We start from the raw sequence: 24,761 nt of genomic DNA, 5'->3' as shown, positions 1-24,761 counted from the left end.
AAATAAAGCCATGGAGCTAGGTTTGAACAAAAAATTTGTAATGATTACATCATTTTTCGGAATTACGGTTTTTTTTGGCCTTTTTGGCTGTGAACATCCTACAAATACTCAGGTTATTTGTAACAAAAATCCTGAACTTTGTGCCGATCTACATGAAGATAGCTGGTGCCGATTTGAGCGTGGAGACCTGATCCGCAATAGGTTCAAGCTAAAAAGTATACAATTGCCCTCAGGTGAACAAATATATCAGCAGCTATTGTACCTAGAAGATTACAATAAATGTGTCGAACTCGCGGCAGGCGTACAACACATTTTACACCCTGAACGAACTAATGAACGTGCTCGTGCCTTTGGTCTTAGTTCGCAAACTCTTGCCCAACTTCAAGAGACAACACGTGGCAGTTTAGAGCCTCACCTCGCCTACTATCATTGGTCTCGCTTTAATGACGATGAGGCAGAGGCTGTGTTATTTGCTGCAGAGAAAGCGGATCAGATAAAAGATATTGCCTTACTAGCTCAGTTAGCCGCTTATTACTTACGTGTTGATCCGGTTAAATCTAAACAACTCTATGCACAAGTGCTTCAAGGCAGTAATCCAGACAACTTCCAAGCTGATTGGTTGCTAGCACTTGCCAGCCTCTACCGCTTTGAAGAAAGAGGTGATATCGAATACTTACTTTCTAAAACGAATATAGAGATGACTGCGGCTAAATTTTCTCAGGACCATATGCAGGCATTGATAAAAGGTAACAAAACACTACAAAGTAAGTTAGACGGTGACGCAGTTACTCTTGCCGAACAACTACGGGCTGGAAAGTATCAACAAAGTAAGCTAAAAATATTGCTGGATAAAGATTTAACTAAGTCGCTATAAGATTTTATTGCTGAATATACAATTCGGCAATATTTCTGCCAACTTACAGTTATCCTGTAGATTGAGACGATTTATATGCAAATTCGCGACACATGTAAAAAAATTACTTAAACAAACGCAAAATTTAGGCTTTTTTCACCGATATAACTTGACGATGGCTGCCAGTTTGGTAATTTTACTACCAGATTCTGTTTTTACATTTACCTGAGGGATATGAGATGACTATCCGAGTTGCAATTAACGGCTATGGCCGTATCGGCCGCAATGTTCTACGTGCTCTATATGAAAGCGAAAAGAACTATCCTATCAAGATTGTTGCACTAAACGATTTAGGCGATGCTTCAATCAACGCTCATTTAACTAAGTACGATTCAGTACACGGTCGTTTTAACGCAAAAGTAGAACATGCAGACGATGCTATTTTTGTTAACGAAGACAAAATCCTAACCTTCCAAGAGCGTGATCCTTCAAAACTTCCTTGGAAAGAACTAGATGTTGATGTCGTATTCGAATGTACTGGTATATTCACATCAAAAGAATCTGTTCAGTCACATCTAGATGCTGGCGCTAAGAAAGTCATTATTTCTGCTCCAGGCAAAAATGTTGATGCTACTATCGTTTACGGCGTAAATAACGAACTAATCACTAGTGACATGACGGTAATTTCAAATGCCTCTTGTACTACTAACTGTTTAGCTCCATTTGCAAAACCACTTAATGACGAAATTGGTATTGAGTCAGGTCTTATGACTACGATTCACGCTTACACAAACGACCAACGTTTGTCTGACGTTTATCATACCGATCTTCGCCGCGCACGTGCTGCTGCAATGTCTATGATCCCGACTCAAACTGGCGCAGCTGCGGCAGTAGGTCTAGTCGTACCTGAGCTTGCAGGTAAGTTTGACGGCCTAGCGGTTCGTGTACCAACTGTAAACGTATCATTGGTTGACCTTTCTTTTGTTGCTGCACGTGATACTACAGTTGAAGAGATCAACGCTATCATTGAAAAAGCAGCTTCTGTTGCGCCATTAAGTGAAGTGTTGGCTGTTAACCATGAGCCATTGGTATCTATCGACTTTAACCACAACCCATTCTCTTCTAACTTTGACGCAACACAGACTCGTGTTAACGGTCGTCTAGTTAAAGTAATGGCTTGGTATGACAACGAATGGGGCTTCAGTAACCGCATGTTAGACAATGCTGTTGCACTAATGAACGCTAAGTAATTCGTATGTTCTATAAAAAACCCAGCCTATGCTGGGTTTTTTAATTTTAAACACATTAAATTAATTGCAATCAAACAATTTCAAATTCAAAGCAATTACGGCCTCGGCTTTTGGCACTGTACATGAGTAAATCAGCCTTACTCAATAGTTGCTTACAATCCAACTCTTTTTTATCACTATAGACGGCACCTAAGCTCACCGAAACAGCTAATTCACCGGCATCTGTCATCACCTTGTGTCGAGATATACAAGCCTGAATGTTCGATGCAAATCGCACCGCTTGCTGCTCATTTAAGCCTGTCATGAAAACGCAGAACTCTTCTCCGCCAATTCGACCAAATATTGCCTGTTGTGACAAAATCGAACTGACTCTTTTAACTATTGCCTGAATAGTTTGATCTCCCACAAGATGACCAAAACTGTCATTAACCCCTTTAAACCTATCAATATCAAACAATAGTAACGTCAAGCTGTCACTACGTTGCTTGTTATGTCGTTTAAATTCTTCAATAAAGTTACGCCGATTATTAATCCCGGTTAATTCGTCTTTACTTGCAAGTAATTGTAACTCTTTATTTGCAATGGATAGCTCTTTGGTGCGATTTATCACCGTTCTTTTAAGTTGGATGATGTAAAAGGCTATCATGCATAGCAATAAGCCCAGCATCAGTGGAACGAGGTAATTCGGATAGACGGTTTCAACATGAAGCCACTTGCGCTGAATACGATTGAAGGCATCTTGTTCAACTTGATTAAAGCCTTGTTTAACAAAATCTAGTAACTCTTGGTTTCCCTTATGGACAGCAGGCTTCACAGATGCTGTGTATACATGTCTAGAGGGAGAAAAGATATTCCGTTCATTGGCCGTAAATAAGTAGAAGTTTGCTACTTGAAAATCAGCAACAAAAACTTTGAGGCTTCCATTCAGGGCTGCTGAAATCATCTGTTCATTATTGTTAAAACGGATCAGTTTAGCGAAGGGGAACTCCCCTCTTACAAAAGAGTCTTCATAACTCCCTTTTATAACACCTAACGCTTCAGTTTTGAGTAACAATTCTAATGGCGTACTGAGTAACGATTGCTCTACAAAAACCTGTCCATCTAACTTAGCAAGGTCGTTGCCATAATCAAAAAGTTTGGCTCTTTCAGCTGACCATAAAAGACCTGCATGAATATCCGCTTTTCCCTGAGAAACATTCTCTAACGATTCTTGCCAATCAGTAAGAAGGAATTCAACTCTAACTTGATTAACTTGAGCAAACTCTTTCCACAGGTCGATTAATAAGCCCCGGGGTTCCCCTTGAACGTCAAGGTATGAAAAGGGTTTCCAAGCTTTTGAATTGGCAATGATAAGCGTTGTAGGCTCCGACTTGATGACAGCGGGAGGAACTGCAGCATAGACGTTACACGCTGTAAGGAAGAAATAAGCACTGATGGCCAATAAACAACGGGTAAAACACAGCAGCTGTAGGCTTACTCGACAGTTTTTGGTTACTTTTATCGTGCATGCATCATATATCACGAAAAACAGATCCTTTGTTAAATCGTTAGAGGGTGAAATAACATGCCTTAACCTGCGCGTAATCGATAATAATTAGCATTACTAACGCACTTAACTTTATAGCCTTCACCTCAGCTACACTCTGGCTAAATCAAGTGTAGCAATAGCTTGGTTTTATTATTGTATATCTTCAATTAATTAGTGCCCTACAGTCAGGGTTGACACTAATCGCTTCATCTATTGAGTCAATATTTTGATTAATATAACCGAGCAAAATATTTCTCTCTGTTGTGCCAATATCTGCGCACAAAATGGCCCGGTGTAACTCAAGTGACTCTGACTTTAAATTTAGTAGAGTTAGCGCTGAAATCCGTGTAGCACTGAGATAACGCTTGAGCAACATCCTTTGGGTAAGTTTAATAGAGATTTGCACACTATGACGAAGAACCGCTAACTTATCGTCATTGATAATTTGAGAAGCTAAGCCGCTATATTGCAGACTCTGTTGTCGAGTAGAATACATACCCACCTCATAGGAGTAGCCCACAATGAGCGGGCTTTGTGAGGCAAATATTAACAACTAAGAGCTGTACTCATACTTAATGAATAGTGATTAATCAAAACCAACCGAATATTCCACTAGATAGAATTAGAAACTATCTAGATGACAACAGGGTTAACTTCGTTTAATTCTTACTACCTTAAAGATATCCATTTCAAAACCAGCTACGCCTTGAGTGTCGGCATAATAAGTAATATTAACTCTTGCACCGTTCAGACTTTTATATTTTTTAGTTCGCCGGAATGTAAATGGTGTTTGGCAGTCATCTATCATCACGGTATGTTGTACCCATTCGTCTTTAACTCTCTGGGTATGCGAGCACACTTTGACCCCTTCTGAATGCACCAGTTTATCGTGCTTAACTAACATTTTGTCTACTGTGGATTTCACTGCTTCCTCCATAGAAAAAAAGTAATCTATAAAAGTAGCACAATGAGGTTGTGGAGTAAAAAAATCCGTTAAAAATATCGGTCTTTTAACCAACCATAATGATAGTAGCTCCATTGTCCTAATCGCCTTAAACCTGCTGCAGGAAACTTAGGAGCTGGAGTATTATAAAGAGGAAGCTGAGGGACTGGTTTACCAACAATCTGTTGCGCTAAACGAAAGGCTGCTTGCGCACTAAAAGAGACTCCCACCCCGCAATAACCAAGGCTATAGCCAATACCATTTTTTAGATACACATGGGGAACATCATCTAGCGTAGCTGCAATCCAACCATTCCAGTTATAATCAATCCCTTTGTTTTTCAGGGCGGGAAAACACTGAGTTAATGCGAATTTAAGACGTTGTTGGTAAATAGGCTTATTAGCGTCTCGTCCAAAAATGGCTCCACGCCCACCAAAAAGCAAACGGTTGTCGGGTAACAAACGGTAATAGTATTTCAGCACTCTGGTATCCATCACCACTTCTCGCGTATTCAGTCCCGATGCTGCAAGCTCTTGTGTGGATAGCGGCTGAGTTACAACGATATTACTTAATATGGGTAAGAACCGGCTATCGACTGCTGAGTTTAATCGCTTTGGTGTATAGCCATTGCCCAACGTCACCACCTTGTTTGCTATGACCTCGCCGCTGGTGGATATTAAGCGGTGAATACCATTTTCTTCAATCCAGGACTCGACACAGGTTTGTTCAAACACTGGGACCCCTTGCCTTTCAACCATAGTTTTGTAACCCATCAATAATTTAAGTGGATTGATGCCAAAGCCATCGTTGATTCTTAGTGCTCCAAAGGCCTGCTTATGATCCATATAGTCAGCTTTGAGTTGTGACAGACTGAGTACTTGAGCATCGTCGCCTAAATACTTGCCGATAAAGTTTGCCGAGCCCTCAAGTTGAGCCATCGCTTTCGCATTATGGGCAATTTTTAGATACCCCTTAGACTGCGGTTCACAATCAATGTGATGCTCTTCTATTAATCTTTTAACACGTGATACAGCCTCACTGAATTCAGAGTATATTCCTTTAGCCGTATCTAAATCCCACCGTTTAGCCATTTGACTATAACCTAAGCGGCCAGAACCTTTGAGCACAAAACCTGCATTTCTCGCGCTCGCACCAAACCCTACTCTATTAGCCTCCAGAACGCAGACATCAACTTGATGATGTTTAGCAAGGTAGTAAGCCGTTAACAAACCGGTATACCCTCCACCTATGATTGCTACGTCTGTGTGGACGGACTTTGTTAGAGATGAGGTTGCAGCGCCAATATCTATAGTATCAGACCAATAAGAACGACATTGTGGCAGTCGTTTGGGGGACGTTGCGACTAACGGATCGAATTGTTCACTTTGGCTATTAAACATGGTTATACCTCAAAACATCAGCAGCATTTCACAAGCGGCGCACTGACAATTGGGCCCGCATAAGTTGCAGACGTAGTCAGGGTGTTCTACTGTATTATTCCAACGTTGAGGGTGCTCTTTTATGAGCTGACCACCTGCTTTGCTGAAGTATTTAACAGCGGCATTATGAGGGCTTTGTTTCCAAAGGTGACTTACGCCTGCAACGGCGCCTTGCTCGGTTAACGCTAAAACGGAAGCGGTTAACAGCTGTCCACCTAACCCTTTACCTCTAGCCTGCTCCGCGATGGTATTACATTTAAAGTATGCTACATTTTTTGGTTCAACTGACCAATCAGATACTGAGCACCATTTGTCTATCGGCCATTGACCTGCGGCATAACACAGCCTAAAGCCAAGTAACTCACCCTGTTCAATAGCGACAAAACAACTATTTATGCCATGTTTTTGACCAAGATTAACAATATGGTCCAACGTTTCTGAGTCAAGATAGCCTGCTCCATGGACTAAGTTTCCAAGAGTAATCACTGCAGCGAAGTGCGTTTTATTTAGTGGTATGATCATTAGTATTCTTATTATTTTTTAACACAAATGACACACTAACATGTTTTTACAAGAGCTTCTCTAAACCAAGAATTCGGGAATTAAAGAAATTAAAGATATAAAAAAAGCGCTATGTCTAAGACATAACGCTTTTTTAGAGAGAAGTGGAACTAGATGCTAATCTTCAGCTTTCCAACCTAATTTCTTCTCGATAGATTCGATCATCGCACCAGCGATATCGATGCCCGTAGCTGATTCAATACCTTCAAGTCCTGGTGAAGAGTTAATCTCTAGTAATAGAGGACCTCGACTAGAACGAATAATATCAACACCAGCAACTCGTAAGCCCATAGTTTTAGCTGCTTTAATCGCCAATTGTCTTTCAGCGGCACTCACTGAAACGATTGAAGCACTACCACCCATATGAATGTTAGCTCTAAACTCACCAGGAGCGGCTGTACGCTCGATTGAGGCAACAACCTTACCGTCAATCACAAAACAGCGTAAGTCTTTACCTTGGGCTTCTTTAATGAACTCTTGCACAAGTAAGTTAACGCGTAGTGATTTAAATGCGTTAATCACACTTTCAGCGGCCTTAGTTGTTTCAGCAAGAACAACGCCCTTACCTTGAGTACCTTCAAGCAACTTAACAATAAGCGGAGCGCCGCCCACCATGTCGATAAGATCTTTAGTATCAACTGGCGAATTAGCAAAACCACTTGTTGGAATATCAAGGTTATTCTTTTGCAATAACTGCAGCGAAAACAATTTATCTCTTGAACGTGTAATCGCATCAGAGGTGTTTAACGCTTCGATATTCAAGCTTTCAAAGTGACGTGTCAACGCACAGCCATAGAAAGTCATACTTGGTCTAATGCGAGGTATAACCGCATCAACGTCATTCAACACTCTGCCACCACGATAGTGAACTTCTGGCGAAGATGCATCTAACTTTAAGTAGCATTGGCTGATATTTAAGAATACTACTTCATGGCCGCGTTGCTCACCCGCTTCGATGATGCGTCGGTTACTGTATAAATCAGGGTTACTGGCTAGTAGTCCGATCTTAAGACCGCTTTTCTTAGCTGATTTAACACCATAAAGATGTTCAACCTCTACGTCATCCTTCTCACCTAAACAGAATGATTCAGATGGGTCAACTAAGGTCTTGTTGCTCATTGCTTCACGACCTAACAGCATGCGGAATCCCATGCTATCGCGGTTAGTTAAGGTCAACTCAACTTCCCAAGCATTACCGCCCAACTGAATAACAGATGCGATAACATAGCGTTTTTCTGACTCACCGTTAGAACTCTTTACACTACGGCGATCAATAACTTTGCTTTCACATCTAAGAATGATCTTGCGACTGTTTTGTATCGGGTGAAGTTCAAAAGAAACCCATGGCTCGCCTTCTCTTTTAAAAGGACGGATATTTACAGCATGGATTGATGACGTTCTGGCGCCAGAGTCTACTCTAGCTTTAATTGCAGGAACACCAAGAGCTGGGAATGCACACCACTCTTCACTTCCGATAATAAACTTATTGTCGCTCATTACAATTCTTCCAGTTAAGTTAAATTAAGGAGCGCGAAAGTACTCCTTTTTTCAGCAGATGCAAACTAAATTTTAGTTATTTACTGCATACGGTTAGAATTTTTTCTAAAATCCTGAAAACTGAGACATCTATCGCGGTTTTAAAAGCCTATCAACGTCTAACGTCACGGTGAAATATCTTAATTATACAGGGTATCAAAAATACTGTTTTCTGAGTAGCTTAGTCTGGTGAATTTTAATTTACGCTATTTGTATGTGTTAAGAATGTCATTTCTTCACTGACCCTCTATTAGTAAGTTGCAGCATAATAAATCTTACCAAGGAATTTCTTTCCCTTGGTAGTCGTAAAATTCACCACTTTGCTCCCATGTTAACTCATCTATAACTGCCATCATGCCTTTGACCGACATATCGGTATCGATTAGTGCTTTAGGGCCTCCCATAGCTGTTAATACCCAACCTGGGTGCAAGGCAACACACTTAATTCCATCTTCCTTTAAGTCAATGGAAAGGCTCTTCACTACAGAGTTCAGCGCGGCTTTCGATGAACGATAATAATAGCCACCACCACTGGTATTATCTTCCATACTGCCCACTTTAGAGGAAATAAATACTGCTACAGGATTAGACCCATGCTTTAGGTTTCGATATAAGGCTTCTGTAAGCAACAATGGCGCAATCGTGTTAACTTCAATGACTTTTCGCCACTCACTGGCGTCGCTGTTGCCAAATTTAACTCCTTTTGGCCCATAATAGCCTGCATTGTTAATCAATAGTTCAACCGAAGTGCCAGCCAGTTCTTGAGCTAATGATGCTACTGATTCAGAAAGACTGACGTCGAGTTCAAGGACTTTCAAATGTTCATAATTTGATTTTAATATTGACAGCTCAACCGCTCTTTTAGGTTCACGACAACAAGCGGTAACATTCCAACCGGCTTTTAAATAGTGTTCAACGAACGCTCGCCCGATGCCTCGATTTCCACCTGTAATCAATACATGTTTAGTCATTTGGTTACCTTCATTAAGCTTCATTTCCCTATCTTCGCTCAGTCTAGTTCAGTGTTGCAAGAAGTTGACGATTATTTAACAAAACAGGCTGAATATGAAAGTTACAAAGTCGTAAATTTTTATGATAAGCCCACCTTTGTATATTGTATGCTTTAATGTAAAACTACACAGGCTACACCATCAAAGCCAACCCAGTTTGTAACCCCCTACCCGGCTAAAAATAAAAACGAGAGAATTGATTAAGTGAAAAAAATAACATTTCCAGCGCGACTTCTAATGTCAGCGTTTGCAGTCGTGGCATTAAGTACTCATGCTTCGGTAATTAAACAGTCAAAAGGCGAGTTCGAAGACAAGTTTAGACAATTAGATGAAAGTCTACCTACCGCAAACGTTTATCGTAATGCGGCTGGCGAACCCGGCCATGAATACTGGCAACAGCAAGTTGACTACCAGATAAATGCCAGATTAAATGAACAAAAACGACGAATTGATGCTACTCAAACAGTTACTTACTTCAATAACTCCCCTGATACCCTCAAGTATTTATGGTTGCAGCTTGACCAAAACTATTATCAATCTGACTCAATTGCCAGTAGAAGCAAAACCTTTTCGAGTCCTAAGGAATTAGCAAATAGTGTCAATGGCAAACCGACGAAGATCAGCTTAAACACTTTACGTAAACAGCAATTTTTAGCCGACAATGATGTCGGATATGAGATAGGTAACATTAATACTGACGGTAAGAAACTGAGTTACACGATTGTTGGCACCAACATGCGCATCGACCTGCTCACTCCTCTTAAGCCAGGAAACAAAATCCGTTTCTCTTTTGATTATGGCTACAACATTACCGATCAAAAAGCGGTTGGCGGCCGATCAGGCTATGAACATTTTGTTGATGATAAACGGCAAGGTGGTAATGATATTTTTCAACTTGCTCAATGGTTTCCGAGACTTCATGCCTATACCGATTATGAAGCATGGACCAATAAAGCCTTTCTTGGTAGCGGTGAATTTACTCTAGAGTTTGGCGACTATGACGTAGAACTTACCGTTCCAGCCGATCATATTGTTGCTTCGACAGGCTACCTAGCCAACTCTAAAAGTGTACTCACTTCCATTCAACGTCAACGATTTGAGCAAGCCAAAACCAGTAAGCGTCCAGTATTTATCGTTACCGAGGAGGAAGCCTTAGCAAATGAAGCTGAAGGGACGGCCGACGTAAAAACCTGGCATTTTAAGGCTAAAAATGTACGAGATTTTGCTTGGGCATCGTCACGTAAATTTATGTGGGACGCCAAAGGTTATCAACAACCAGGTTCAGAGCAGGAACTCGTCATGGCGATGTCTTTCTATCCCAAAGAAGGTGGTGATTTATGGAAGAAATACTCTACTGAAACCGTTATTCATACCATGCAAGTGTATTCTCGCTACTCCTTCGACTACCCTTATCCAACGGCTCAGTCGATTAATGGGCCTGTCGGTGGCATGGAGTACCCGATGATCACGTTTAATGGCCCACGAACTGAGCTACAAGAAGACGGCACACGCACTTATAGCTTATCTGAAAAACGCTTCCTCATTGGAGTCGTCATCCACGAGATTGGCCATATCTATTTCCCAATGATTGTTAACTCCGATGAGCGTCAGTGGACTTGGATGGATGAGGGCCTCAATAGTTTCGTCGAATCAATTGCGGTGCGTGAATGGGAAACGGATCCTCATTGGGCACGAGAGCCAAGAGACATTATCGAATACATGAAGTCTTCAGTACAAGTCCCGATCATGACCCAGTCAGATAGTATCTTGAAATTTGGACCTAATGCTTACACTAAACCAGCCATTGCTCTTAATATCTTACGTGAAGTCATTTTAGGTCGTGAATTGTTTGATTTTGCTTTTAAAGAGTACGCCACACGCTGGAAGTATAAACGCCCGACTCCATCAGATTTCTTCAGAACAATGGAGGAAGCGTCAGGTGTTGATCTTGACTGGTTCTGGCGCGGTTGGTTCTATTCGACGGACCATGTTGATCTAGGCATAGATAAAATCTACAAACTTAATATGACCAGCAACAATCCTGATATTGATTTTAATCGAGAGCGCGACATTGAACAGGAGAAGCCGACTCCTATGGCGATTGTTAAAAATCAACAAGAGGGTATTAAAACCTGGGTTGAGCTTAATGATGATATCACTGATTTTTATGATAAAAATGACCAATTTACGGTAACCAATAAGGAAAGGAATAAATACAACAAGTTCCTTAAAAACCTCAAGCCTTGGGAGCGAGAAGTCATTGAGCGTGCTGTTAAAGAAGATCAAAATTATTACGTATTAGAGTTCTCAAATGTGGGTGGATTAGTCATGCCAATTCTACTGCAGCTAACGTATACAGACGGTTCAATCGAAGAGTTACATATTCCAGCAGAGATCTGGCGACGCAGTCCAAAGCTTGTTAACAAATTAATCGTGACGGATAAAGAGCTTAAAGAAGTGGAAATCGATCCTAGCTGGCAAACTGCTGACGTCGAGCTAAACAATAACTACTTCCCAAGACGTATTATCCCATCACGTATAGAAGCGTTCAAAAAAGAAAAGAGTAAGCGTAAATTGAAGAAAGATATCATGCAGGATATCAAGACTGAAATTAATGTCGATAACGAAGATGACGCTAAAGGATCTTAAACATGAATCGGTTTTACATAGGTTTTTTGTGTCTGGTTATGGCTAGCTTCTCTTATGGTCATCAGCAAAAAACGGCGGTGACAAGTATCAAGTTTAACCATCGTTTGCAAAATATAGAGATCATGCATAAATTTTACCTGCATGATGCCGAACATGCTGTAAAAGAACTATTTGATCCGAGTGCGGACATCTTAAGTAACACTGAAACTCAACAGACATTTGCCGAATATGTTCAGCTTCAATTTGAACTTAAAAAAGAAAATGGAAACAATATTCCATTGTCTTTTGTTGGGGTGGAGTTAGACGGTAAATATCTCTGGGTTTATCAGGAGAGCCCTATTCCTCAAGACATAATTGGTCTAAGAATTTCTAATGGAGCATTACATGAACTTTGGCCTGCTCAAATAAATTTGGTTAATGTAGAAGGCAAAGGAAAGGTTAAATCCGTTGTTTTCGATAATAAATCAACTTGGCTTAACGTAGAGCTGGCGGATTAAAAATAATTAGTGTCGTACTAAAAAGGCTAAGCTCATTTAGGCTTAGCCTTTCAAGCAATGCGATATTGCAGTGTTAAAACTGTTTTTATCAATTAGTTAAGCACTACATAACCTCGGTTTGTCATGCAGTTTTTTATAACAGTTTGTTGCTCAGCTGCATAAGTGTCTTTATTACTCCTTCTTTCTCTGCCTTTAGATAAAACTCCAACTCCAAGACCAATTGCAGCTCCTTGCTTTGCACCGTCCGTACCAGAGCCACCTGCTATCGCTTTACCAGCTGAACCAATTGCTGCACCTTTAGCTGCAGTACCAATCGCACTTCCCTCGGTCTGTTTCTGCTCGACTTGATTCGACATCTCAGTGCATTGATGAAGATCGTACACATAGTCTTTTTCATCAACGCCTGTTTTATCGACAATGATATTTGCCATGGCGCTCACCGGCAGTAACAATAATCCAAGGGTTAATATATGACGTTTCATTCAATGCTTCCTCTTATAGTCAACATGCCGATGTAAAACCAATATAATCAACATGCTCAGTCTGTTTTGATTTATGCTTTATATCAATTATAGTACAGCGTTCTACCTGTCTGGCACTTGAACGAATATTCACTAAGGTACATGAATGAATTTAAATAATGCATCAATAGATGATGTTTTAACAAAATTTTTTGGCTCACCTAATTTTGAAAAGAAAGAAATCATTCAATCACTATGGTCTGGATATGGTGAAATTGCTAGATATCGCTTTACGTCTCAAAGCTTAGCCAATAATTACGGGAATCGTCAGTTTATCGTCAAACATATCACTCCCCCTAATGAGGTAATGCACCCAAGAGGTTGGGCGAGTTCAGTCTCTCATCAGCGTAAGCTTGATTCCTATCAAATAGAAGTTAACTTCTATAAGCATTGGGCCAAGCTCTGTAATGATAACTGTTTAGTCCCTACTTTTTTAGGTGAGTGCAGTTTTACCAAATCCGAGCAAGCGAGCCAATTGATCTTAATGTCAGATCTCGATTGCCAGGGTTTTCAAGCTCGCGCAACCGTGCTTTCTTTACAACAAATAAAATTGTGTATACGTTGGCTAGCGCATTTTCATGCAAGGTTTTTATCGCATTCCAAATCATTATCATGCGAAGGACTTTGGCCTATTGGTAGCTACTGGCATCTGTCTACTCGACAAGATGAGTGGCAAGTAATGCCTGAGTCATCACTTAAAGTAAAGGCGGCTCAGATCGATAAGCTACTGAATAACTGTGAGTATAAGACCATTATTCATGGTGATGCTAAGGTTACTAACTTCTGTTTTACTAGAGATTACAGTGATGTAGCTGCGGTCGACTTTCAATATGTCGGCAGTGGCGTCGGTGTAAAAGATCTCATTTATCTTATTGGCAGCTGTTTAACAGAGCGTGACTGTGAGACTAGTTTTTCGAAATTAGTGAATGAATATTTCGAACTGTTAGAACAAGCATTATGCTTATACCAACCTCATTTAGACCCAATTTTAGTGACTAAAGAGTGGCGAAGTTTAGTGGATTTAGCCTGGGCAGACTTTGAACGCTTCCTGGTAGGCTGGGCTCCTAACCATCAAAAGCGAAATCAGTTTAGCCAAAACATTACACAACGAGCATTAAGTAACATTTAGACAAAGACAATAAATGTAGCGACTTCATGCAAAATCTCCTTATGCTAAATAATTCATTCTAATTAGATTAATACGAGCCAAGCTGTTAATTATGAGCTAGATAAACTTGGTGCTACAAAGCACAAAGGGTATTAATCTTAACCAAGCACTATGCTTATTCCGTTGAGTTTGGGTACTCACTTAATAAATGATCGAGAGCTTGGTCAAAAGTATCAATTTGATTTGCTGCCATAAATTCCTTCAGTTTAATAACAAGGTCATTGCCTATCTCAATATGGGATTTCTTTTTACGTTTCTTTATTTGAGATAATTCTTTTCGTACCATTCTCCACCCATAATCACTGAAGTAACGATTCAACAATATATTAGTTTGCGTAAGAGCATTCTCTACGCCGGTAGATTGTTTTCGGATTTGATTTAGAGCCGATAAACTTTCGGTAAGCATAATATAAAGCTGCTCTTGTTGTGTCTGGCATTCAAACTCGAAAAACCAATCTTGCCTTTTTGTTATTTCAGCTAGAGGAATGAGTCGATAGATCAGTGGCAGTGCAGCGACTAATTCATCGACTTCGAGTAATTTTAATCTTCGTCCTGCTGTAGGTTTTTGTTGGTGATACTGCCAACTTCTCGATGTACTCTCTTCCACTTCTACTACTTTCATTTTTATCTCAATTATTAATTTATCGGCCGTAGATGTAACTACTCTTGAATGCTAGCATACTACCAGTTTTAAAGTATGGTGTAACCATACATATAGCAAGTTGCTCATTAACATCTTAACTAACTTACTATTTATACGAGATATTTCTAATTTGTCACTTGAATAATAAAACCCGTCATTAGAATGGTGTAACCATACTAAAAGTGGTTGTATGAACTCTATGAAATCTGGCTGTTTCAACTATTACTATTTGAATTACATGATCAAGCTTAAATTTAACAGATATGTCGCGCGGCTGTTTAACGCTAAATGGTAACGCTATTAACCTTGTGGTTCGGCAATAGTTAATAATATACCTAAATTGTTTTTTGAATGATTCGGCTAATGTTTACTTTTAATTGAACTTAACCGCTGTGAATACTCTGTTAAAACCCAGCGATTATTAAATCAACGTAAGCTACGAGTACTTATTTCAGTAATACTGAAACTACACATGCTTACTATATATCCAGGGCCAATTTGACTCTAGTTTTAGTTTTGGCTCTAATTTTAGTTTGGTTAATCATTCAATTCTGAAAAGGTGGGCCTATTGGTTTTGCCACTGAAAAAGTGACTAACAAGTTCACGCTACTATCTACAGGCTAACCCCGAATATAACGTAAAGGCTAACTTAAAGACTAGTCTAGAGACTAACTTCAGGTTAAGCTACAGCTATCAATAAAATGGTTACACCACACTTTCGCGATATGATTTTTTACCAGCATAGTTACGTATTTATATGAAAACAGCCCTGCTCTATTGTTTACTTTATTGGTTATAATAACGGCTATTCAAGCATTAATCTGGATTGGACCTATTACTGAAGCACTTCTATCGCGTTACAAAAGAGCCTTTCAAGTCAAAAAGTGTTATATAAGTTTATCCTAATTCGTAAGAACTAAATTCCAAGTTCTAGTTTTACGTTCTAGTTTTCAGAGCTAGGCTCTAGTTTTGGTTCTAGTTGAGAAGTCATCAAAACAATGGTTAAACCATATATAAAGTTAAATTCAGTCCACTGACGCAGAAGCTATGACAGAGCTATTACTATCACAGAGTAATTACCATGTCAGAGCTGTTACTAAACTATCTTTTAAAAAATCCTGACGTTTAGGTTTACCTTCTGCGCAATGTAAAGCTAAATTAGTGCCTTCTTCATTAATTGCACTGGTGCAGCTACTGGCAATGAAGTGGTTTACAATATTAGCCTTCTCTTTATTTATTGAAAGACTAAAGACTAGATATAAACTCTCGATCCCAAGTTTTTATCCTCATCTATTTCGACGCAATAATTCAATTAGGGACTAACAAAACCCACATAGTATGGTTACACCACACTTTAATGAGTGTTATTGTCACCTGTATTGTTAGGCAAGTATCTAAAATCACACAGTAATATTTAGCCTCTTTTCCGGTCGAATTTCGGCCAGCTTTTAATGACTCCTCCTCAATCTGCACATTAAACCATCATCAAACTGCCACTAAATACTAATTTCTCTTCTACCAGTGATAATGACGATTATCACTGGTAGAAATAAGTGTTTTTAAGTAGAATACTTGGCGTTAAATGATGGATTTAACACCACTTTTAGTTAATTAAGGCCAAAACTTAAAGATGAATTCAGAGCAAAACTTTCCTAAAATTGAGGACTCATCAACAATCGACGGCTCTGATCTGCCAGAAAACACATATCAACAAGCTGCTTTAGTTAACGCCAAAAACTCGCAAGCCCATTTTCATACTGGCTTAACTGATAGCCGACAATCTCAGTACGATCACAATGAGAAGTTTTTTAAAGAGCAGCAACTTCCCATCTCAATATTAGATGACTATAAAAGTGCGGCTGGTGAAACCCAGTATGAGATCTCAGCTAACACTCGTCGAGTTTATCGTTCCAGCTTTACTATTTTTAAGAACTACTGCGAACAACACAATCTAAGTGCCCTGCCCGCAGATCCTCGGAGTGTGATTTCTTTTATCGGTCATCAAAAAGAACTCTATCAGGAAAAGAATGGCCACCAGCTTTCAAAACAGACTATTAATACTCGTCTGGCAGCCATTCGATTTTTTCATATACAAAGCGGTTTGCATTCACCGACTGAACACCCATTAGTGATCAGGGTTATGCGCGGCCTGATGCGTAATCAATATCGACACATTTCTGATTATGATCAGCAACCGATCACCTATGATGAACTGGAAATGTTATTAGCCGTTATAGATCAACAACCGCAACAGCTAACACGCTTAAGAGACAAGGCTATTTTACAACTAGGGCTACAAGGTGGTTTTAGACGTTCAGAATTAGCAGAAGTTAAAGTCGAACATATTAGTTTTCTAAGAGAGAAGTTAAAGGTTCGAGTCCCCTACTCTAAGAGTAATCAGCAGGGACAAAGAGAATGGAAAGATCTGCCAAAGCAGGAACTTTTTTCTGCCTACGAAGCCGTTCAACAATGGCTAGATGTCACCAAGATAAAACAAGGGCACCTTTTTAGATCTCTGAGTCGTGACGGAAACTCGGTTAGAGAATATCAAATCACTCAAGAGAAAACTGGTAAAGGATTTTTAAAGGGTGACGATATTTATCAGATGATAAAAAAATATTGTGATAAAGCAGGACTTAATTCTCGATTCTATGGTGCTCATAGTTTACGAAGCGGCTGTGTTACCCAGTTGCATGAAAATGATAAAGACCATCTCTACATCATGGCAAGAACTGGGCATACCGATCCAAGATCATTGCGACACTACTTAAAGCCTAAAGACTAAAAACGATTTAGACTTCCTGTTCGCTTAAATAAAAATACGCTCAAGTTAGAAAGGACACGGACTGTTTGCAAATATCCTTTCACCTGAAATTGGATGATCAAATTCAAGACGAGTTGCATGAAGCATTAACCTAGGAGCTAGTTGGTAAGAAAACTCTGAGCCATATAGATCACAGCCGATAATAGGATGTCCACAGTACTGACTATGGATCCGTAGCTGATGCGTCCTTCCTGTTTCTGGAATAAATTCAACTCTGGTAATAGCAACAGAGTCGTTTATATTCTCAACTTTGTTACCCAGCTGCTCAGCTTGTTGCTCATGTTTTCTGTGAAGTTCTTTAGCCATCACTTTAAACAAAGAGCGAGCCGCTTTCCCCTCTTCTTCACAGATTTTCATCAATGGAAAGTTTGGCTTATCCTTTGCGATTCGCGCATCAATATATCCGTCTTGATTTTCCATCTCGCCAAGCAGCAATGCTGTATAGGTTTTTAACACAGTTCTTTCACTAAATTGCTTACACAAAAGCGCATTGATTGGTTTCTTAAGGGCTATTACCATAATGCCCGAAGTCCCCAAATCTAATCGATGAACTAAGGTACAGCCAGGAAAATCTTTAACTAATCGGTAGTGGACTGAGTCACGATTTGCAGGATGTTTACCCGATAGAGATAATAAACCTGAGGGCTTATTGATCAACAAAAGATGTTCATCTTGAAACAGAATGGTGATCTCCTCAAAACAAGGAGGTGCGATAAAATCGTCAGCCGGAGATGGATTAGCTAGCAATGATGTAAGCTCTATAGAGTGAAAGACGGCTAATGATACAGGAGTTTTCTCGATGCAACGAGCGCAGGAGTCACTTATTTACTAAGAATACTATGCTCAAAGATTAATCTTTAAATAGCAATAAACTAGAGGTAAATTGAGTCAATCTACGCATTCCTGGGATGTATTTCTCTCTCGAGTTCACCAATAGATACAAAATTTGAGTATGCACTTTATTGAATAAATAACTAACATTTAAAATATAACCCGAGATATTTTTAATCACAGTGATTACTTAATCATATAAATGCATATAAATACATATAAAAATAAGAGGGTTGATTGAAAACATAAGGCTCAGGCTAAGCAGAACGTGCATCCTTGTACGTTCCGTGGGGGCAAATTGTTTACATTAGAAGTGAAGCCTGAAGTTGATAAATCATCAGCAAGCTCACTGCAGGGTTTAACTATTTTCTTTCAGTAACATCCTGCAAAATTCTTAATTAAAAATCGATTCTAAAACCAATGCTAGCAATGGTGTCATCAAAATCTGAGTACTGTTTTACATCAAACTGACCAATTTCAGTATGCACACGTGTTGACTTAGATAAACGATATTCTGCGCCAATAGCCCATTGTGATACTTCTGGTACCTCAGTCGCAGCAGCACCTAACTTATCATAAACTCTGCCAGCAATTTTACCTGTACCAGAATCATCCTGACCGTATTGTGCTTTCAGTGTTAACTTATCAATTTGATATTTAGCGCTAACAATAAAGCCATCACCATCACGTTGCTGCCAGTTATCTAAATTAGGATTCACCAATTCAGAGCTTTGGTACATAGAACCAAGCATTAAGTTGTTATATTTGTATTGTGCAACAAGACGCACACCTTTGATGTCTTCTACACCATCAGTGTATGCTGCGGCTAAATAAACGTCACCTGTTTTAAATAGCTTATCACCATAAGTTAGTGCGACTTGGTAATTGCCATTATCACGACGAACGTCATCTTCAGCATAATAGTTATCTTCTAAGATATAGCTGGCACCAAACTGTAACTTGTTCCATTTAACCGTTTTGTACTCAAGTGAATCGCCCCAGCGCTTGTCGCCAGCAAATAAGCGATCGTGTTTCATCGAGTACATATCCATTGCATCAGATGTGCCTTTTGCCATCTTAAATACTGGATCCATACGACCTGCAGCAAGTTGACCTACCGTTGAGTGCTTGATACCAAGGAAAGTTGGACGTGCTGAAAATGGGTTATTGCTTTTACCTTCACTAGCACCGTTAACACCAACTTCGATTTGATAAAAAACGGTAAAATCTTCATTAAGTGCAGCGTTGCCTTTAACACCTAAACGACTCCAGTTATTTTCTAAAATAGTGCCACTTTTGCCACTGTGTGTTGCACTACCACTATCTGAGTTAGTTACCGAGTAATCGATACGTCCATAAAACTTATAGGCATCAGCCATAACACTTGGTGATGCTAAAACTGCTGCGGCTAGTAAAGTTAATTTAATTGTTTTCATCATCTTTTCTCTTAATTTTTAGAAACTTAAAAGTCAGACGACTCCCAATCGCATAGACATCGGGGAGCCGTACGTTAGGACTGTTTATTATTTTTTATGCTCTAGGAGCATGGCGTCTTGGCGCATCTCTTTATACAAAACGTCAGCTAAATTCAGGTAGTTATCCCAAGAATTTGAACGCTTTGTAAAACCTGTTGCAGCGTAACTGCCGGTATCACCGGTTGCTGGTAAGTCATCGATAAGGAACAGTGAACCGCCTTGCTGGAGATGAGCATTTAAACCATCGATCATTACATTAAAACCAATTCGGGCAGGCTCTACGTAGTTGATAGACTCATACTTAGATTGACGGTAAAACTTCTTCTGTGAGGCATCTTTAATTTGTGCTTTTTCATCAGCAAAGATTTCATCATAATGAGCTTTAGTGATTTTCTTAGTCTCGGTATCAACAACAATACGTAGCATTGCAGTTACACCAGTCCATTTTCCTTTTGCATCCATTAGTTTTTCAGCTTGTTGGTAGAATCTTTGCTTGCTACCTTCAGCGTTAATTTTTGCATGGATCTTTGCAGTTAGTGGAACCATAGATTGTTGAATACTGTTAGAAGCACCCGCAACCACATCGATGCCAGCATACTTTAGGCGATTTGGCTCTTTTAATTTATTACCTAGTGATGGGTCATAGTTAGGATTAGGATCGAAAGTTAACTTGTCCTGTTCAACCATTAACTTTTCCATTGTTAACGCTGATTGAACCCAGGCTGTTCCTTTCTTTTTACCCATTGAAAAGTTGTATTCAGACATACGCTTAGGCACGTCCTGATATAAACGAGTGTAATAATTTGGACGACCACTTTCATTGAACTCAGCAAAAATCACGTTATCTGAATTGTTGAGTTCAGTGACAATGGCAACACTGCCCATGTGCCCCTGACGGAAGCGTGCTTCTTCGTAGTAATAATCGCCTTTTAGCAAACCTAATTGAGGCTGAATAGACCATTTAAGTTTAAAATTATCATCACCCGACTCTTCTTTTGCCCCTACTGCGACGTATTCTGGTTGGCTGCCGTCAACTCGCGGAAGACTGTTGATTGCTTTTAAAATACCATTTGATGAATACGTTGCACCTGAAACAGCATCTATACCTTCATGACCATTATTAGTCACGACTTTGGACAATAGACGCTCAGCATTAAGGTAAAGAGACTCTGTTTCATTATGAGACTTAGTCTTAATCTCAACAATGTGACCATTTTTTACTTCTACAGTTAAGGTGATTAAGCCTTTTTTCCCTTTCGCAGACACATCATGAGTGCCATCGGTGTACTTGCCTTGATCCATTGTGCTAGAGCAACCGGCAAGCGTCATAGTGGCAAAGAGTACCGCGCTACTAACAAGTGTTTTATTGAATATTTTTAAGCTTTTCATTCTGTCGGCCTTCGAGTGTTATTTCATTGAGTTCAGAATAAAAGGTTTACAGTTCTTAACAATTGCGGAAAACCGCAATCCGTTAAATTAGGTGCTATTTATTTGACACAGTTAACACAAACAAATTTTGATAAACATTATTTTGCATCAGTATGATATTAATTTATTAATATCGACACTTTTAGGCTATATCATGAAACGTATTTACCTTGCCTTGCTTACACTGACTTTATCTAATGTTAGTTATGCTGATTCAATAAACGAAAGCAGTGAAAGCCCATCAGCAGCCAATAAAATAGCTCTTTCGAGTTTAAATTTATTGCCACCAGCACCTGACTTTGAAGTGATTAAGGTTGACACACATGGTCAACCTTATCGATGTGAAGGTAATGCGATAATATCTGAAGACCAAGGTGTAACTAATTTAACGACATTAAAATATTTTGGCACTTCCATTAGCATTAATATATATGACACTACAAATTCAAATATCAAAGCAGCCATGTGCAATGCGTTAAACGTGATACAGCAATACCATTACTTAGCATCTAACTATAGTACCTATCCCCATGTCATTAACATCAAGAGCATTAATAATGAACCAGAAAAAACTCATCATCTTGATCCAAAACTAACTCAACTAATTAAATCCAGCATAGATTGGTATGATAAAACGGATGGGTATTTTAACATCGCCTTGTCTCCGGTGATCGATATCTGGCGAGGTTATCGAGCTCAATGTAAAGGGGAACGCAAATCACAAGATAGATGTGAAATTCCGACTGAGGCTGAACTCAATGCAGTTAAACCTCTAATTAATATTAATAATATTGATCTAGATGTCGCGAATAATACTATAAAAATGCAATCTGGTATGAGTATCGATCTGGGTGGTATAGCCAAAGGCTGGATGGCTGAAATGGTTTATCGTCAATTAAAAATAGATGGGATAGAGAACTTTATGATCAATGCCGGTGGCAATATTCGCCATTATGGCATTCACCCACAAGGGCGTCAGTTTACAACTGCAGTCGAAGATCCTGTGTGCAAAAAATACAATAATGCCCTTGAACAATGTCAGAATTTCGCAGGTCAATTTCATGAAGTGATTACAGGAAAAGATATTACCGTGGTGTCGAGTGGAAACTATCTAAGATACTATCGTGTGAATGGTAAAGAATACCATCATATTATCAACCCTAAAACCTTACATCCAAAGCGTACTGGGATCTCAACGACTATAGTGATGAATAATAACCAAATCTATGCGGACATTATTTCAACAGCATTATTTCTGATGCCAGTTAACGAAGCTGTAGATTACAGCAACCACAATGATGACATTGAAGCAATATGGTATTTAAATTCAGCGGGAGACACGACTGAGAGTGACAAGTTCAATGACTATAGGTTGAGCTTTTAGCGACTGCTAACTTCTTCTATCATCTATCATCTATCATCTAACATTTAGCTTTAGTTGTTGAAAATGCTTGGTTGGATGAAATAGGTGTTGCTTTATAATGTCAGTTTGCATCATCAAAGGCAGTTTGGTAAAACTGCCTTCACTCTGTTTTAAGCTTCGTTGTAAAAACACATTAAACACTCAATTAAAAAACTGAATTTAAAAGCTCGTTTAAAATACTGATAGGCAAATTAACAATAAACATTTATTAGTCTAATGTAATTATCAAAATCATATTAATTAATATTTCAAAAAATTAAACTAATATAAATGGTTTATTAAGTTGAATATGTAGCGGTTTTCCGCATCAGCATAAAATGTGTGACAAACTTCACCTAGCGTCGGTTTTTACCACTACATTTATCTATAAGATGGTCATAATAGTCAGGTGTTTCTTTTCCATACTCAATGATGATAACTAAACTTCGCCCACTCTTAGCATTAAGTTGCCTGACTCTTTCTTGTTTTCAAGCATGTTATAGCTTTGCAGAAGACTCTACTCCTATTCGTGTTGGTGTATTGGCATTTACACATCCTGAAAACGTAGAGACGCGCTGGCAACCGACAATCGATAGAATGGCTGCTGACTTAAGCATGCCTTTTGAATTAGTCGCATTAACACCGAGTGAGTTAGACGCGGACGTTTCTCAAGGTAAATTAGATTTTTTAATCACCAATGCGTTAACCGGTGTTAGCTATAAAAAAGATTTTGGCACAAGTACCCTTCTTACCTTAGTTCCTCAAAATAATAAGCACCCGACTCAATCTGTTGGCTCTGCATTAATCATGCGTGCGAACGAGCAAGTTGGCAGTTTAGCTGATTTACGAGACCTTAAAGCAATTTCAACCGATAAACAGGCCTTCGGCGGTTTTCAAATATTTGCAGGAGAAATGGCCCATAATGGTCTAAATCCTTTCAATGATTTTAAGCAGTTACGATTTGTTGGCTTTCCCCAGCAAAAGCTGTTGTCACTAGTCGTTAACGGTCAGGCTGACATAGCGATTTTACCCACTTGTGTACTTGAAAACGCAATATTGAAAGGAGAGATTGCGGCAAATACCTTGCAAGTCGTGCTCACTAAAAACGTCCCTAGCTTTCACTGCCAAACCTCAAGCGAGTTATATCCCTATTACTCTTTTTCTAAGCTGGGCAAGACTGATCACCGCTTAGCAACTGAAGTTGTGCGCTCATTACTGACGATAAAACCTGTTGATCTTGCGGCAACACAAGGCCGCTACGACTCATGGTCAGCCACGGTTAACGATAGCCACGTTTTTTCGCTATTGAAGCAGCTCAATCAATGGCCATTTGTAACTAACTGGACCTCTATTTTTAAGAGTGCACTTCCTTGGGCGTTGGCTGCCGCCATATTTCTTTTATTCGGCTATATTCATCACCTAAGAGTGAAACGCCTGGTAGTGCTACGCACACGAGATCTAAAAGCTGAAGTAGAGCTACACACTCAAACACAAAAAGCACTACTCGAACAAACAAAGCAGTTTTATAAGGCTCAGCGCGTGTTGTTAACTGGTGAAATGGCGTCAGGGATAGCCCATGAACTGAATCAACCTCTAGCAGGGATCCGTTATCTTACTCAGGGTTGTATTTACCGGCTGTCTGATGAGCAGGTCGATCTTAAAGAGGCCATGACTAAAGCGATTCAACAGGTTGATAGAGCTCAGTCAACAATTAAGCGCTTTAGGCACTTCTGCCAACAACCCAGTGTTATGAGCGAGTGTTGTTTAAATCAGGTCATAGAAGATACGCTTAGCCTGATGGCCGCTGAGTTTACTCGAATACAGCTAACCCCAGACTTTGATAGCTTAGAGGTACGTTTGAAAGCTGATCCGAGTCTTCTGCAACAAGTATTTGTCAATATCATTCGTAATGCACTCGATGCTATGGCGCAGATACAGGCGCCCTGCCTATCTATAACGCTCTCTAAGCAAGCAGGACTGGCTTCAATTGTATTTAAGGATAACGGCACAGGTTTAAGCGAAACGGCCTTAGAGCGGTTATTCTTCCCTTTTGAGACATCAAAAGAGAACGGCTTAGGGCTTGGGATGATAATCTGTAAACGGATCATCGAAGAACATGGCGGAGAGATCATCGCGGCCAACAATAACCTTGCAGGCTTACCCGCCCCCGGTCTAACCATTACAATAACCTTACCGATTTAGG

At 39.6% G+C, this 24,761-nt stretch carries 20 protein-coding genes and 1 pseudogene; 8 read left to right on the top strand and 13 right to left on the bottom strand.

From position 1 onward, the window contains the following. Positions 1-874, top strand: an 874-nt coding sequence (locus K5Q73_RS20060; protein ID WP_308443293.1) for a DUF2989 domain-containing protein, incomplete at its 5' end; no start/stop codon positions are given. A gap of 218 nt (positions 875-1,092) precedes the next feature. Then, complete coding sequence (gap, locus tag K5Q73_RS20055; protein WP_220760502.1) at positions 1,093-2,103, top strand: type I glyceraldehyde-3-phosphate dehydrogenase; 1,011 nt, start codon at positions 1,093-1,095, stop codon at positions 2,101-2,103. A gap of 70 nt (positions 2,104-2,173) precedes the next feature. Here gap and K5Q73_RS20050 read toward each other — a convergent pair whose 3' ends face one another. The 8 genes and pseudogenes from K5Q73_RS20050 to K5Q73_RS20020 all read right to left on the bottom strand — a co-directional run bounded on the left by K5Q73_RS20050 (position 2,174) and on the right by K5Q73_RS20020 (position 9,081). Next, positions 2,174-3,625: a diguanylate cyclase gene (locus K5Q73_RS20050; protein ID WP_220766170.1), complete on the bottom strand. Its 1,452-nt coding sequence runs from the start codon at positions 3,623-3,625 to the stop codon at positions 2,174-2,176. A 169-nt stretch (positions 3,626-3,794) separates the two neighbouring features. Then, the gene (locus tag K5Q73_RS20045; RefSeq protein WP_220760498.1) at positions 3,795-4,127 is read right to left on the bottom strand and encodes a hypothetical protein; all 333 of its coding nucleotides are present in this window, start codon (positions 4,125-4,127) and stop codon (positions 3,795-3,797) included. A 153-nt stretch (positions 4,128-4,280) separates the two neighbouring features. After that, positions 4,281-4,556 carry a hypothetical protein gene (locus K5Q73_RS20040; RefSeq protein WP_012155338.1) on the bottom strand — a complete coding sequence of 92 codons (276 nt, stop codon included), beginning with the start codon at positions 4,554-4,556 and terminating at the stop codon, positions 4,281-4,283. Positions 4,557-4,624: 68 nt separating this feature from the next. Continuing rightward, positions 4,625-5,974 (bottom strand): FAD-binding oxidoreductase, encoded by a 1,350-nt coding sequence (locus K5Q73_RS20035; protein WP_220760497.1) that lies wholly within the window; start codon positions 5,972-5,974, stop codon positions 4,625-4,627. Positions 5,975-5,983: 9 nt separating this feature from the next. Then, positions 5,984-6,535 (bottom strand): GNAT family N-acetyltransferase, encoded by a 552-nt coding sequence (locus K5Q73_RS20030; RefSeq protein WP_220760495.1) that lies wholly within the window; start codon positions 6,533-6,535, stop codon positions 5,984-5,986. Between the two features lie 156 nt (positions 6,536-6,691). Beyond that, the gene (gene rimK / locus K5Q73_RS21640) at positions 6,692-7,579 is read right to left on the bottom strand and encodes a 30S ribosomal protein S6--L-glutamate ligase (RefSeq protein WP_259650738.1); all 888 of its coding nucleotides are present in this window, start codon (positions 7,577-7,579) and stop codon (positions 6,692-6,694) included. Positions 7,580-7,663: 84 nt separating this feature from the next. After that, positions 7,664-8,071: pseudogene (locus K5Q73_RS21635) on the bottom strand (ATP-dependent zinc protease); the annotation flags it as partial. Between the two features lie 314 nt (positions 8,072-8,385). After that, positions 8,386-9,081 carry an SDR family oxidoreductase gene (locus K5Q73_RS20020; protein WP_220760736.1) on the bottom strand — a complete coding sequence of 232 codons (696 nt, stop codon included), beginning with the start codon at positions 9,079-9,081 and terminating at the stop codon, positions 8,386-8,388. 276 nt (positions 9,082-9,357) lie between these two features. On the opposite strand from K5Q73_RS20020, the gene K5Q73_RS20015 reads away from it, so the two are divergent. Beyond that, the gene (locus K5Q73_RS20015; protein WP_220760491.1) at positions 9,358-11,769 is read left to right on the top strand and encodes a M1 family metallopeptidase; all 2,412 of its coding nucleotides are present in this window, start codon (positions 9,358-9,360) and stop codon (positions 11,767-11,769) included. A gap of 2 nt (positions 11,770-11,771) precedes the next feature. After that, positions 11,772-12,266 carry a DUF6702 family protein gene (locus K5Q73_RS20010; RefSeq protein ID WP_220760489.1) on the top strand — a complete coding sequence of 165 codons (495 nt, stop codon included), beginning with the start codon at positions 11,772-11,774 and terminating at the stop codon, positions 12,264-12,266. 92 nt (positions 12,267-12,358) lie between these two features. On the opposite strand, the gene K5Q73_RS20005 is transcribed toward K5Q73_RS20010, so the two are convergent. Next, positions 12,359-12,748: a glycine zipper family protein gene (locus tag K5Q73_RS20005; RefSeq protein WP_220760487.1), complete on the bottom strand. Its 390-nt coding sequence runs from the start codon at positions 12,746-12,748 to the stop codon at positions 12,359-12,361. Positions 12,749-12,893: 145 nt separating this feature from the next. Between K5Q73_RS20005 and K5Q73_RS20000 the strand changes: the two genes are divergently transcribed. Then, the gene (locus tag K5Q73_RS20000; RefSeq protein ID WP_220760485.1) at positions 12,894-13,916 is read left to right on the top strand and encodes an oxidoreductase family protein; all 1,023 of its coding nucleotides are present in this window, start codon (positions 12,894-12,896) and stop codon (positions 13,914-13,916) included. Positions 13,917-14,070: 154 nt separating this feature from the next. Here K5Q73_RS20000 and K5Q73_RS19995 read toward each other — a convergent pair whose 3' ends face one another. Then, the gene (locus K5Q73_RS19995; protein ID WP_220760483.1) at positions 14,071-14,577 is read right to left on the bottom strand and encodes a hypothetical protein; all 507 of its coding nucleotides are present in this window, start codon (positions 14,575-14,577) and stop codon (positions 14,071-14,073) included. A gap of 1,651 nt (positions 14,578-16,228) precedes the next feature. Between K5Q73_RS19995 and K5Q73_RS19990 the strand changes: the two genes are divergently transcribed. Continuing rightward, positions 16,229-17,383, top strand: a complete 1,155-nt coding sequence (locus tag K5Q73_RS19990) for a tyrosine-type recombinase/integrase (RefSeq protein WP_259650735.1) — start codon at positions 16,229-16,231, stop codon at positions 17,381-17,383. Between the two features lie 45 nt (positions 17,384-17,428). Here K5Q73_RS19990 and K5Q73_RS19985 read toward each other — a convergent pair whose 3' ends face one another. From K5Q73_RS19985 to K5Q73_RS19975, 3 genes are all read right to left on the bottom strand, one after another. Then, positions 17,429-18,169 (bottom strand): RluA family pseudouridine synthase, encoded by a 741-nt coding sequence (locus K5Q73_RS19985; protein ID WP_220760481.1) that lies wholly within the window; start codon positions 18,167-18,169, stop codon positions 17,429-17,431. 482 nt (positions 18,170-18,651) lie between these two features. Beyond that, on the bottom strand, positions 18,652-19,692 hold the full coding sequence (locus K5Q73_RS19980) for a porin (RefSeq protein ID WP_220760479.1): 1,041 nt from the start codon (positions 19,690-19,692) through the stop codon (positions 18,652-18,654). An 84-nt stretch (positions 19,693-19,776) separates the two neighbouring features. Beyond that, positions 19,777-21,117: an FMN-binding protein gene (locus K5Q73_RS19975; RefSeq protein WP_220760477.1), complete on the bottom strand. Its 1,341-nt coding sequence runs from the start codon at positions 21,115-21,117 to the stop codon at positions 19,777-19,779. A 193-nt stretch (positions 21,118-21,310) separates the two neighbouring features. Here K5Q73_RS19975 and K5Q73_RS19970 point away from each other — a divergent pair, with 193 nt between their 5' ends. Beyond that, a complete protein-coding gene (locus K5Q73_RS19970; RefSeq protein ID WP_259650734.1) occupies positions 21,311-22,540 on the top strand; it encodes an FAD:protein FMN transferase in 1,230 nt (409 codons plus the stop codon). A 447-nt stretch (positions 22,541-22,987) separates the two neighbouring features. After that, the gene (locus K5Q73_RS19965; RefSeq protein ID WP_220764054.1) at positions 22,988-24,760 is read left to right on the top strand and encodes a PhnD/SsuA/transferrin family substrate-binding protein; all 1,773 of its coding nucleotides are present in this window, start codon (positions 22,988-22,990) and stop codon (positions 24,758-24,760) included. The last annotated feature ends 1 nt before the right edge of the window (position 24,761 follow it).

Source organism: Shewanella sp. MBTL60-112-B2 (genome assembly GCF_019655055.1).
Lineage (GTDB): Bacteria > Pseudomonadota > Gammaproteobacteria > Enterobacterales > Shewanellaceae > Shewanella.
The sequence above is the reverse complement of the archived record's forward strand: the minus strand, read 5'-3'. Positions and strand labels throughout refer to the sequence as shown.